A 12,909-nucleotide genomic window follows, 5' to 3' on the forward strand; every position below is an offset into this window, starting at 1 on the left:
TGGCCAACAAAAAGGGCTCCTTGAAGGAGCCCTTTTCAATCACGGATGACGAGTTACTCTTCGTCGAAGCTACCGGCTGCGTTCAGCAGATCCGCCAGGTTCTGCTCCGCTTCATCAGCGGTCACCTGCGGGGTACCAACAGCACGAGCTGCGGCAGCACGCTGGTTGATCCGGCTATGGTGGTAGGCAAAACCGGTACCAGCCGGGATCAGACGACCCACGATGACGTTCTCTTTCAGACCACGCAGTTCATCACGCTTGCCACCTACGGCGGCTTCGGTCAGAACGCGAGTGGTTTCCTGGAAGGAAGCCGCGGAGATGAAGGACTCGGTGCTCAGAGATGCCTTGGTAATACCCATCAGAACATGACGGTAGGTCGCAGGGGTCTTGCCCTCGGCAACCAGCTTACGGTTGGCAATCTTCACTCGAGCCACTTCAACCTGTTCGCCTTCGATCAGATCGGTATCGCCAGCGCTCAGGATCTCGCACTTGCGCAGCATCTGACGAACGATGACTTCGATGTGCTTGTCGTTGATCTTAACGCCTTGCAGACGGTAAACGTCCTGCACTTCGTTGGCGATGTAGTTGGCGACCGGGCTGATACCGCGCAGACGCAGGATGTCGTGAGCAGACTCAGGACCGTCCGCCAGCACTTCACCCTTCTCAACTTTTTCACCTTCGAACACGTTCAGGTTACGCCACTTCGGAATCATCTCTTCGTAGACGTTGCCACCATCGGTCGGGGTGATGACCAGACGGCGTTTGCCCTTGGTCTCTTTCCCGAAGGAGATGGTACCGGAGATCTCGGCCAGAATTGCCGGTTCCTTCGGTTGACGTGCTTCGAACAGATCCGCAACGCGCGGCAGACCACCGGTGATGTCCTTGGTACCGCCGGACTCTTGCGGGATACGCGCTACCGCGTCACCCACGCCCACGTTGGCACCATCTTCCAGGTTCACGATCGCCTTGCCCGGCAGGAAGTACTGGGCGGCTACATCGGTACCCGGGATCATCACGTCTTTGCCGTTCAGGTCGACCAGTTTCACGGTCGGACGCATCTCTTTACCGGCGCTCGGACGCTCGTTAACGTCCAGAACAACGATAGAAGAGAGACCGGTCAGCTCGTCGGTCTGACGAGTGATGGTCACGCCATCGATCATGTGTTCGAACTGCAGGCGACCTGCCACTTCGGTGATGATCGGGTGGGTGTGCGGATCCCAGTTGGCAACGGTCTCACCAGCGCTCACGGCCTGGCCGTCCTTCACTTCCAGCACGGAACCGTAAGGCAGCTTGTGGCTTTCCTTGGTACGGCCCATGTCGTCCATGATGGTCAGTTCGGTAGAACGTGAAGTGATAACCAGTTTGTCATCGCTGTTGTGAACGAACTTGGCGTTCTGCAGCTTGATGGTACCTGTGTTCTTGACCTGGATGCTGCTTTCAGCAGCGGCACGAGATGCAGCACCACCGATGTGGAAAGTACGCATCGTCAGCTGGGTACCCGGTTCACCGATGGACTGGGCGGCGATAACACCGACAGCCTCACCCTTGTTAACCAGGTGACCACGGGCCAGATCACGGCCGTAGCAGTGAGCACAGTTACCGAAGTCAGTTTCACAGGTGATGGCAGAACGTACCTTCACGCGGTCAACGGAGTTGCGTTCCAGAAGGTCACACAGCTGCTCGTCGAGCAGGGTGTTGCGAGCAACCAGGATCTCGTCCTCGGTACCCGGCTTGATGACATCTTCTGCCACCACACGACCCAGCACGCGCTCACGCAGCGGCTCGACCACGTCGCCACCCTCGATCAGCGGAGTCATCCACAGACCGTCGGTAGTGCCGCAATCGTCCTCGGTGATCACCATGTCTTGCGCCACGTCTACCAGACGACGAGTCAGGTAACCGGAGTTCGCAGTCTTCAGTGCGGTATCCGCCAGACCCTTACGAGCACCGTGGGTAGAGATAAAGTACTGCAGTACGTTCAGACCTTCGCGGAAGTTCGCGATGATCGGGGTCTCGATGATGGAGCCATCCGGCTTGGCCATCAGGCCACGCATACCGGCCAGCTGACGGATCTGGGCGGCGGAACCACGCGCACCAGAGTCGGCCATCATAAAGATGCTGTTGAACGATGCCTGCTCTTCTTCTTCACCCAGCGAGTTGACGTTACGCTCTTTGGACAAGTTCTCCATCATGGCCTTGGAGACGCGCTCGTTGGCGCTGGCCCAGATATCGATAACCTTGTTGTAACGCTCGCCCGCAGTTACCAGACCTGACAGGAACTGGTCCTGGATCTCGGCAACTTCGGCTTCGGCTGCTGCAATGATGTCTTTCTTGGCATCCGGGATGACCATGTCATCGATACCAACGGAAGCACCGGACAGGGCCGCGTAGTGGAAACCGGTATACATCAGCTGGTCAGCGAAGATAACGGTGTCCTTCAGGCCCTGCTTGCGATAGCAGGTGTTCAGCAGACGGGAGATGAGCTTTTTGCCCAGCGCCTTGTTGGATACGCACTTGATCCAGTTCTGCGGATTGGCATCCAGATCAGCCTGTTCTGCTGCAGTCAGCACCTTCGGCTCGTCGATCAGGGCATATTCCATACCTTTCGGCAGGATCAGGCTCAGGATCGCACGACCAACGGTGGTGTTCTTCATCTCGGTGTGTTCACGCAGAGAACCGTCTTCCTGACGCAGGTATTCGGTAATGCGTACTTTCACACGAGCATGCAGATCGGCCAGACCGGCGCGATATACTTTCTCGGCTTCTTTCGGGCCGGCCAGCACCATACCTTCGCCTTTGGCGTTGATACGGGCACGGGTCATGTAGTACAGACCCAAGACCACGTCCTGAGAAGGAACGATGATCGGCTCACCGGAGGCAGGCGACAGGATGTTGTTGGTAGACATCATCAGCGCACGCGCTTCCAGCTGGGCTTCCAGGGTCAGCGGTACGTGGACCGCCATCTGGTCACCATCGAAGTCCGCGTTATACGCAGCACAAACCAGCGGGTGCAGCTGGATTGCCTTGCCTTCGACCAGAGTCGGTTCGAATGCCTGGATACCCAAACGGTGCAGAGTCGGTGCGCGGTTCAGCAGAACCGGGTGTTCGCGGATCACTTCGTCCAGGATATCCCAAACGACAGCTTCCTCGCGCTCCACCATCTTCTTGGCGGCCTTGATAGTGGTCGCCAGACCGCGGGTTTCCAGCTTGCCATAGATGAACGGCTTGAACAGTTCCAGCGCCATCTTCTTCGGCAGACCGCACTGATGCAGACGCAGAGTCGGGCCTACGGTGATAACGGAACGACCGGAGTAGTCGACACGCTTACCGAGCAAGTTCTGACGGAAACGACCCTGCTTACCCTTGATCATGTCGGCCAGGGATTTCAGCGGGCGCTTGTTGGAACCGGTGATGGCACGACCACGACGGCCGTTATCCAGCAGTGCATCGACGGACTCTTGCAGCATACGCTTTTCGTTGCGCACGATGATGTCCGGAGCAGCCAGATCCAGCAGACGCTTCAAGCGGTTGTTACGGTTGATCACGCGACGGTACAGATCGTTCAGATCGGAAGTCGCGAAACGGCCGCCGTCCAGCGGTACCAGCGGACGCAGGTCCGGCGGCAGCACAGGCAGCACTGTCATGATCATCCACTCCGGCTTGTTGCCGGACTGCAGGAAAGCTTCCATCAGCTTCAGACGCTTGGTGGTCTTCTTGCGCTTGGTCTCGGAGTTGGTTTGATCCAGCTCCTCACGCATGGTTTTGACTTCACCTTCCAGATCGATAGCGCGCAGCAATGCCAGGATTGCTTCGGCACCCATCTTGGCGTCAAATTCGTCGCCCCACTCTTCCAGCGCATCCAGGTACTGCTCTTCAGAGAGCATCTGGCTGCGTTCGAGGTTGGTCATGCCCGGCTCGATTACGACGAAAGATTCGAAGTAAAGCACGCGCTCGATGTCGCGCAGGGTCATGTCCAGCAGCAGACCGATACGGGACGGCAGGGACTTCAGGAACCAGATGTGGGCAGTCGGGCTGGCCAGCTCGATGTGGCCCATACGCTCACGACGGACCTTGGTCTGGGTCACTTCAACGCCGCACTTCTCACAGATCACACCACGGTGTTTCAGGCGCTTGTACTTGCCGCACAGACACTCGTAGTCCTTCACCGGTCCGAAGATACGGGCGCAGAACAGACCATCACGCTCCGGCTTGAAAGTCCGGTAGTTGATGGTCTCAGGCTTTTTGACCTCACCGAATGACCAGGAGCGGATCATGTCAGGAGAGGCCAGACCGATCTTGATACTGTCAAACTCTTCGGTCTTGGTCTGAGCCTTCAAAAACTTGAGTAAGTCTTTCACGTGTTTCCCCTGTCAGGAGTCTAACCTCGGCGCCCCGGCTGCCAAAACAGCGGGGCGCCCACGTCAATTCTCGAACAATAAGAGCGAGCTCTTACTCTTCGTCCAGCTCGATGTTGATACCCAGAGAGCGGATTTCCTTCAGCAATACGTTGAAGGATTCGGGCATGCCCGGCTCCATACGGTGGTCGCCATCCACGATGTTCTTATACATCTTGGTACGGCCATTCACATCGTCAGACTTGACGGTCAGCATTTCCTGCAGGGTATATGCCGCACCGTAAGCCTCCAGGGCCCACACTTCCATCTCACCGAAACGCTGACCACCGAACTGAGCCTTACCACCCAGCGGCTGCTGGGTAACCAGGCTGTAAGAACCGGTAGAACGCGCGTGCATCTTGTCGTCGACCAAGTGGTTCAGCTTGAGCATGTACATGTAACCAACGGTTACTTTACGCTCGAAGCGGTTACCGGTACGGCCATCGAACAGATCAATCTGACCGGATTCCGGCAGATCGGCCAGCTTCAGCAGGGCTTTGATTTCGCGCTCTTTGGCACCATCAAACACTGGAGTAGCAACCGGCAGACCCTTACGCAGGTTACCCACCAGGGTACGTACGTCGTCATCAGACAGTTCGGCGATGTTCACTTGCTGGGTGTCCTTCTCGCCCAGGTCATAGACCTGTTGCAGGAAGTTGCGCATCTCGTGCAGCTCACGCTGCTCTTTGACCATGCGATCGATCTTCTCGCCGATACCCTTGGCCGCAAGGCCCAAGTGCACTTCGAGGATCTGACCGATGTTCATACGGGATGGTACGCCCAACGGGTTCAGTACGATGTCGACCGGACGGCCGAACTCGTCATGAGGCATATCCTCGACCGGACAGATCTTGGAGATAACACCCTTGTTACCGTGACGGCCCGCCATCTTGTCACCCGGCTGGATGCGACGTTTGACTGCCAGATAAACCTTGACGATTTTCAGTACGCCCGGCGCCAGATCATCACCCTGGATAATCTTGCGACGCTTGTTCTCGAATTTCTTGTCGAACTCGGCTTTCAGCTCAACGTGCTGTTCAGCGATCTGTTCCAGTTCGGTCTGCTTGCCTTCGTCTTCGATGGCCAGTTCAAACCACTTGGAGCGATCGAGCTTGTTCAGACGATCTTCGCTGTAACCGGCGGCCAGCAGCAGGTTGCGGGAGCGGCCGAAAATGCCGTCTTCCAGGATCTTGAACTCTTCGGTCAAGTCCTTCTTCGCTTCCTTCAGCTGCATCTCTTCGATTTCTTTGGCGCGCTTGTCTTTTTCCACGCCATCGCGGGTAAAGACTTGCACGTCAACCACGGTACCGTACACACCGTTCGGTACACGCAGGGAGGAGTCCTTCACGTCGGACGCCTTCTCACCGAAGATGGCGCGCAGCAGCTTCTCTTCCGGCGTCAGCTGGGTTTCACCTTTCGGGGTTACCTTACCGACCAGAATGTCGCCGCCCTTCACTTCGGCACCCACGTAGACGATACCGGACTCGTCCAGCTTGGACAGAGCGGCTTCACCCACGTTCGGGATGTCAGCAGTGATCTCTTCCGGACCCAGCTTGGTGTCACGGGAGATACAGGCCAGTTCCTGGATATGGATGGTGGTCAGGCGATCTTCCTGAACAACACGCTCGTTCACCAGGATCGAGTCTTCGAAGTTGTAACCGTTCCACGGCATGAACGCGACGCGCATGTTCTGACCCAGCGCCAGTTCACCCAGGTCGGTGGACGGGCCGTCAGCCAGTACGTCGCCAGCCATGACCGGCTCACCCAACATCACGCAAGGACGCTGGTTGATACAGGTGTTCTGGTTGGAACGGGTGTATTTGGTCAGGTTGTAGATGTCGATACCGGCTTCGCCTGGCATCAGCTCATCTTCATTGACCTTCAGGACGATACGGGAGGCATCGACATAGTCGATTACGCCGCCACGCTTGGCCACTACGGTTACACCGGAGTCAACGGCCACAGCGCGTTCCATACCGGTACCTACCAGCGGCTTGTCAGCACGCAGAGTCGGTACAGCCTGACGTTGCATGTTTGAACCCATCAATGCGCGGTTCGCGTCATCGTGTTCCAGGAACGGGATCAGAGCCGCTGCCACAGATACGATCTGCTGCGGGCTCACGTCCATATACTGGATCTGGTCGGCGTTCATAAAGGTGGATTCACCTTTGTGACGGCACGGGATCAATTCATCTTTCAGACGGCCATCTTCGGTGGTCGCGGCGTTAGCCTGTGCGATCACGTACTTGCCTTCTTCAATAGCAGACAGGTAGTCCACTTCGTCGGTGATCACACCGTCAATGACCTTACGGTACGGGGTCTCGAGGAAACCGTACTCGTTGGTACGAGAGTACACGGACAGAGAGTTGATCAGACCGATGTTCGGACCTTCAGGAGTCTCGATAGGGCACAGACGACCGTAGTGAGTCGGGTGTACGTCTCGGACTTCAAAGCCGGCACGCTCACGAGTCAAACCGCCCGGGCCCAGCGCGGAAATACGACGCTTGTGGGTCACTTCGGAGAGCGGGTTGTTCTGGTCCATAAACTGGGACAGCTGGCTGGAACCAAAGAACTCTTTGACTGCGGCGGAGATCGGCTTGGCGTTGATCAGATCCTGCGGCATCAGGGTGTCCAGGTCGCCCAGGGAGAGACGCTCCTTGACCGCACGCTCGACACGCACCAGACCGACGCGGAACTGGTTTTCAGCCATTTCACCGACAGAACGGATACGACGGTTACCCAAGTGGTCGATATCGTCCACTTCGTCGTTACCGTTACGGATGTCGATCAGGCGCTTCATCACATCGACGATGTCGTCTTTGGTCAGTACACCAGCGCCAGTCTCGTCTTCACGACCCAGACGGCGGTTGAACTTCATCCGACCTACGGTAGACAGGTCGTAACGCTCGGCGGAGAAGAACAGGTTTTCGAACAGCTGTTCTGCAGCTTCGCGAGTAGGCGGCTCGCCCGGACGCATCATGCGATAGATCTCGACCAGCGCTTCCAAACGGTTGGAGCTGGAGTCGACACGCAGGGTCTCGGACATGTAAGCACCGTGATCCAGTTCGTTGGTGAACAGAACCTCGAAATGCTTGAAGCCGGCTTGGGACAGGTTGGCGATCGCTTCCAGGCTCAGCGCCTGGTTGGCGGTCACGACCATCTCGCCAGTTTGCGGATGTGCGTAGTCCTTGGCTGCAACTTTGCCAATAACATACTCAACCGGTACCTCAATCTGGGTAACGGCATCTTTTTCCAACTGACGGATGTGACGCGCAGTCACACGACGACCGGTCTCAACCACCACGGCGCCATTGGCCACGATGTCAAAGGTCGCAGTTTCACCACGCAGACGCTCCGGCACCAGATCCATCATCAACTTGCCATCTTTTACTTCAAAACCGATGGTCTCGAAGAAGGTGGCCAGGATTTGTTCGGAAGTGAAGTCCAGGGCGCGCAGAATAATGGATGCTGGCAGTTTGCGACGACGGTCGATACGGACAAACAGGTTGTCTTTCGCATCGAACTCGAAGTCCAGCCAGGAGCCACGGTAGGGGATAACGCGAGCGTTATACAGTACCTTACCGGATGAATGAGTTTTGCCTTTATCGTGGTCGAAGAAGACGCCCGGGCTGCGGTGCAGCTGGGAGACGATAACCCGCTCGGTACCATTGATAACAAAGGTGCCGTTCTCGGTCATGAGCGGAATTTCGCCCATGTATACTTCTTGTTCCTTGATGTCTTTGACGGTGCCGGCAGCTGCTTCACGGTCGTACAGAACCATACGAAGCTTGACACGCAGCGGCGCGGAGTAGGTCACTCCACGGATCTGGCATTCTTTTACGTCAAATACCGGCTCACCCAGGCGATAGCTGACATACTGAAGCTCAGCACTACCGGAGTAACTGGTGATCGGGAAAACGCTACGGAAAGCGGCCTCTAGGCCATATTCACCTTCCGGGTCAGCCTCGATGAACTGCTTGAAGGAGTCCAGCTGAATGGACAACAGATAAGGCGTGTCCAGTACCTGGTCTCGCTTACCGAAGTCCTTACGAATGCGTTTTTTTTCGGTATAAGAGTAAACCATAGGGTTCCTCAGCTCGCTGATAAGTGACCCACTCTGTCCCGCGGGACAGCTCTGTCTCAACACCGTTTTGTGTTGGCCCGGACGAAAGAAGACAGTCCGGATTGCTGGTGCACCGAGAGTCGTAAACGGTGTGAAATGCTCTCAGTCTACAGCGCAAAAAGGCTGGTGAACAAAAATTCACCAGCCCTAGCCTGTTTTATCAGGCTAATCTACATAAATGCAGATTATTTGATCTCAACAGAAGCACCGGCAGCTTCCAGCTCTTTCTTCAGAGCTTCAGCTTCGTCCTTGGACACGCCTTCCTTCAGGTTAGCCGGAGCAGCTTCTACCAGATCTTTGGCTTCTTTCAGGCCCAGACCGGTAGCGCCACGAACGGCTTTGATAACGGCAACTTTGTTGGCGCCAGCAGCAGTCAGAACTACGTCGAACTCGGTCTTCTCTTCTACTGCTTCAGCAGCAGCCGGGCCAGCCATTACGGCAGCAGCGGCAGAAACACCGAACTTCTCTTCCATAGCTTCGATCAGCTCAACAACTTCCATTACGGACATGGAAGCAACGGCTTCGATGATTTGGTCTTTAGTGATAGACATGACAAAAATTCCTGATGTTGAATAAACTCAAACAGCCTAAATAGGCGAGAATCAAGCAGCAGCTTGTTTCTGGTCGCGAACAGCAGCGATAGTACGAACCAGCTTGCCAGCAGAGGCTTCTTTCATAGTCGCCATCAACTTCGCAATTGCTTCTTCGTAAGTCGGCAGCGTGGCCAGACGATCAATTTGTGCTGCGGCGATAAACTCACCGTTAAAAGCGCCAGCCTTGATTTCGAACTTTTGGTTCGCTTTGGCAAACTCTTTGAACAGACGAGCAGCAGCGCCCGGGTGTTCGTTAGAGAAAGCAATCAAGGTAGGACCGGTAAATGCGTCGTTCAGGCACTCGTATTCGGTACCTTCTACCGCGCGACGCAGCAGGGTGTTACGCACAACGCGCATGTACACACCGGCTTCACGAGCGGTTTTACGCAGGACGGTCATCTTGTCTACAGTTACACCGCGAGAATCGGCAACAACTGCAGAAAGAGCGCCTTTGGCAGCTTCGTTGACTTCAGCAACAATTGCCTTTTTGTCTTCGAGTCCCAATGCCATTGGCTTAACTCCTGGATTGAATCCGGGTCTATTGACCCAGTACTGACACATCCCCCCTACCTTTACAACAGAGGGGAACGATGCGGTAGCAGGATTCCAGAAGAGAAAGAATCTTTCTCGCTGGGTTTCCGGCACCGTCTACGCAGGAAACATTAAGGCTTTGCAGCCTCCTGCGGTCTTGGACGGAGGTCGAAACCCCCAACCAATCAAGGCGCAAAATTATAGATTAAATTTTGCGCCTTGTAAAACCCATCAATTAGGCCTGAGCTTCCAGAGAAGCTTGGTCTACGGCAACACCGGCACCCATGGTGGTGGAGATGCTGACTTTCTTGATGAATTGACCTTTGGCGGAAGAGGGCTTGCCTTTTTTCAGGGCAACCAGCAGAGCTTCCAAGTTTTCTTTCAGCTGAACTTCGTTGAAAGAAACCTTACCCAGAGTGGTATGGATGATACCATTCTTGTCGTTACGGTAACGAACCTGACCAGCCTTGGCGTTCTTGACAGCTTCGGCAACGTTAGGAGTTACAGTACCAACTTTCGGGTTCGGCATCAGGCCGCGCGGGCCCAGGATTTGACCCAGTTGACCAACAACGCGCATTGCATCCGGGGATGCGATAACTACGTCGAAGTTCATCTCACCTTTCTTAACCAGATCGGCCAGGTCATCCATACCTACCAGGTCAGCACCGGCAGCTTTAGCTGCTTCGGCGTTGGCACCTTGGGTAAATACGGCAACGCGTACATCACGACCGGTACCGTGCGGCAGTACAGTAGCACCACGTACGTTCTGGTCAGATTTACGAGCGTCGATACCCAGGTTGACAGCAACGTCAACGCTTTCAACGAACTTGGCGGTAGCCAGTTCTTTCAGCAGGGCAATGGCTTCGTTGATGGAGTACTCTTTGGTACCGTCAACTTTTTCGCGAATAACGCGCATACGCTTGGAAAGTTTAGCCATTGTCTTAATCCTCCACTACCAGACCCATGGAACGAGCGGAGCCTGCGATGCAACGTACTTTTGCATCCAGATCGGCACCAGTCATATCCGGCTCTTTGGTCTTGGCGATTTCTTGCAGCTGGGCAACGGTCACCTTACCAACCTTGTCTTTGTTCGGCTTGGAAGAACCAGACTTGATGCCAGCAGCTTTCTTCAGCAGGAAGGAAGCAGGCGGAGTCTTGGTTTCGAAGGTGAAGGAACGGTCGCTGTAAACGGTGATCACGACCGGAGTCGGTGAACCTTTTTCCAGCTTCTCTGTACGAGCGTTGAACGCCTTACAGAATTCCATGATGTTAACACCGTGTTGACCCAGTGCAGGACCAACGGGAGGAGACGGGTTGGCTGCACCAGCAGCAACCTGCAGCTTGATATAAGCTGTGACTTTCTTAGCCATTAGGAAAATACCTCAAAAATGGGTTCTAGCGCCTCGGAGACTTGCTCCTGCAAACGGCTCCCCAACTAATAAAGGGGCAGCGAATTATAGAGATATTCGCTGCCCCTGACAACCGTTAAACGTACAGAATTCAATCAGCCTTTTTCGACCTGACCAAAATCCAGTTCAACAGGAGTAGAACGACCGAAGATCAGTACAGAGACCTTCACGCGGCTCTTCTCATAATCGACCTCTTCAACGGTACCGTTGAAGTCGGCAAACGGACCATCGGCAACCCGCACCATTTCACCCGGTTCAAACAGGGTTTTCGGACGCGGCTTGTCGTGGGCATCCTGCAGACGGTTCAGGATGGCATCGGCCTCTTTGTCGGAGATCGGTGCCGGACGGTCGGAAGTACCGCCGATGAAGCCCATGACACGCGGTACGTTACGCACCAGGTGCCATGTGGTTTCATCCATGATCATCTGGACCAGGACATAACCCGGGAAAAACTTGCGCTCACTCTTGCGCTTCTGGCCAGCACGCATCTCGACCACTTCTTCGGTCGGGACCAGTACTTCACCGAACATGTCTTCCATGCCATGCATCTTGATATGTTCACGCAGGGACTTGGCAACACGGCCTTCATAGCCGGAAAAAGCCTGCACGACATACCATCTCATACGTTGTTCACGTTGTTCAGTCATGGCTTATCCTTACACACCGGTAATCAGGTTGACCAACCAGACCAAGGCACCGTCCAGAACGAACAGCAGCAGCCCCATCACGGCGGTCACCGCCAGCACAATCAGGGTTGTCTGAATGGCTTCCTGACGGGTCGGCCATACGACCTTGCGGACTTCCAGGCGAGACTCACGGGCGAATGCCAGTGTTGCCTTTCCCTTGGTGGTTTGCAGGGCTACTGCACCAGCAGCAGCAATGACAACGACCACACCCAGGGCGCGGACGGCAGCGACAACATCGTTGAGCAGGTAATTACCCACTACAGCGGCCGCCAGGATAATGAAAACCAGGCCCCAAAGCAGGGTATCCTTGCTTCCGCCCTGGCTCTCAGAACTAACACTCATACAACCCACCTGTATCTGACGTAACCAAAGACACAAAAGCCCCGTACGAGACGAGGTATATGGCAGGGGCGGCAGGACTCGAACCCGCAACCATCGGTTTTGGAGACCGCTGTTCTACCAATTCGAACTACGCCCCTACACAAGAAAGCCCCTATTATAGGGGCTTTGCTTTATTTATGTAAGCCAAAGATTAAGCGATTACGCTGGCTACAACACCGGCACCTACGGTACGGCCACCTTCACGGATAGCGAAACGCAGGCCGTCGTCCATTGCGATCGGAGCAATCAGGGTAACAACCATCTTGATGTTGTCGCCCGGCATTACCATCTCTACGCCTTCCGGCAGTTCGATGGTACCGGTCACGTCGGTAGTACGGAAGTAGAACTGCGGACGGTAGCCTTTGAAGAACGGGGTATGACGACCACCTTCTTCTTTGGACAGTACGTACACTTCAGATTCGAACTTGGTGTGCGGCTTGATAGAACCCGGCTTGGCCAGTACCTGACCACGCTCTACGTCTTCACGCTTAACACCACGCAGCAGCGCGCCGATGTTCTCGCCTGCACGACCTTCGTCCAGCAGCTTACGGAACATTTCAACACCGGTACAGGTGGTAGAAACGGTATCTTTGATACCAACGATTTCTACAGTCTCACCTACTTTAACGATACCGCGCTCTACACGACCGGTAACTACGGTACCACGGCCAGCGATAGAGAATACGTCTTCGATAGGCATCAGGAACGGCTGGTCAATCGCGCGCTCCGGCTCCGGGATGTAGGTATCCAGGTGGCCAGCCAGCTCGATGATCTTCTCTTCCCACTGAGCAT

The 12,909-nt window shown here is 55.3% G+C and carries 9 protein-coding genes and 1 tRNA gene; all 10 read right to left on the reverse strand.

From position 1 onward, the window contains the following. Positions 1-53 precede the first annotated feature (53 nt). Complete coding sequence (gene rpoC, locus A9G06_RS20780; protein ID WP_005339899.1) at positions 54-4,358, reverse strand: DNA-directed RNA polymerase subunit beta'; 4,305 nt, start codon at positions 4,356-4,358, stop codon at positions 54-56. Between the two features lie 91 nt (positions 4,359-4,449). Continuing rightward, entirely contained in the window at positions 4,450-8,478 is a 4,029-nt protein-coding gene (gene rpoB / locus A9G06_RS20785) for a DNA-directed RNA polymerase subunit beta (protein ID WP_083243857.1), read from the reverse strand. 224 nt (positions 8,479-8,702) lie between these two features. Further along, positions 8,703-9,068, reverse strand: a complete 366-nt coding sequence (rplL, locus tag A9G06_RS20790) for a 50S ribosomal protein L7/L12 (protein WP_005306304.1) — start codon at positions 9,066-9,068, stop codon at positions 8,703-8,705. 51 nt (positions 9,069-9,119) lie between these two features. Next, complete coding sequence (gene rplJ, locus A9G06_RS20795) at positions 9,120-9,620, reverse strand: 50S ribosomal protein L10 (RefSeq protein ID WP_005339895.1); 501 nt, start codon at positions 9,618-9,620, stop codon at positions 9,120-9,122. 256 nt (positions 9,621-9,876) lie between these two features. Further along, complete coding sequence (rplA, locus tag A9G06_RS20800; RefSeq protein ID WP_005339888.1) at positions 9,877-10,578, reverse strand: 50S ribosomal protein L1; 702 nt, start codon at positions 10,576-10,578, stop codon at positions 9,877-9,879. 4 nt (positions 10,579-10,582) lie between these two features. Continuing rightward, complete coding sequence (gene rplK / locus A9G06_RS20805) at positions 10,583-11,011, reverse strand: 50S ribosomal protein L11 (protein ID WP_005339887.1); 429 nt, start codon at positions 11,009-11,011, stop codon at positions 10,583-10,585. Between the two features lie 134 nt (positions 11,012-11,145). Continuing rightward, the gene (gene nusG, locus A9G06_RS20810; protein ID WP_005306318.1) at positions 11,146-11,697 is read right to left on the reverse strand and encodes a transcription termination/antitermination protein NusG; all 552 of its coding nucleotides are present in this window, start codon (positions 11,695-11,697) and stop codon (positions 11,146-11,148) included. A 9-nt stretch (positions 11,698-11,706) separates the two neighbouring features. Beyond that, positions 11,707-12,078 (reverse strand): preprotein translocase subunit SecE, encoded by a 372-nt coding sequence (secE, locus tag A9G06_RS20815; RefSeq protein ID WP_005306322.1) that lies wholly within the window; start codon positions 12,076-12,078, stop codon positions 11,707-11,709. 60 nt (positions 12,079-12,138) lie between these two features. Continuing rightward, positions 12,139-12,215: transfer RNA gene (locus tag A9G06_RS20820), tRNA-Trp, on the reverse strand. 53 nt (positions 12,216-12,268) lie between these two features. After that, positions 12,269-12,909 (reverse strand): EF-Tu/IF-2/RF-3 family GTPase (locus tag A9G06_RS20825; protein ID WP_253182363.1); only part of this gene is annotated, 641 nt, incomplete at its 5' end.

This window comes from Aeromonas sp. DNP9 (assembly GCF_001728955.1).
GTDB lineage: Bacteria > Pseudomonadota > Gammaproteobacteria > Enterobacterales > Aeromonadaceae > Aeromonas > Aeromonas veronii.

Bases quoted from the DNA above. Each gene is read 5' to 3' on its own strand.
- nusG (WP_005306318.1), bottom strand. From the start codon at position 11,697: ATGACTGAACAACGTGAACAACGTATGAGATGGTATGTCGTGCAGGCT.
- rpoB (WP_083243857.1), bottom strand. From the start codon at position 8,478: ATGGTTTACTCTTATACCGAAAAAAAACGCATTCGTAAGGACTTCGGT.
- secE (WP_005306322.1), bottom strand. From the start codon at position 12,078: ATGAGTGTTAGTTCTGAGAGCCAGGGCGGAAGCAAGGATACCCTGCTT.
- rplL (WP_005306304.1), bottom strand. From the start codon at position 9,068: ATGTCTATCACTAAAGACCAAATCATCGAAGCCGTTGCTTCCATGTCC.
- rplK (WP_005339887.1), bottom strand. From the start codon at position 11,011: ATGGCTAAGAAAGTCACAGCTTATATCAAGCTGCAGGTTGCTGCTGGT.
- rplA (WP_005339888.1), bottom strand. From the start codon at position 10,578: ATGGCTAAACTTTCCAAGCGTATGCGCGTTATTCGCGAAAAAGTTGAC.
- rplJ (WP_005339895.1), bottom strand. From the start codon at position 9,620: ATGGCATTGGGACTCGAAGACAAAAAGGCAATTGTTGCTGAAGTCAAC.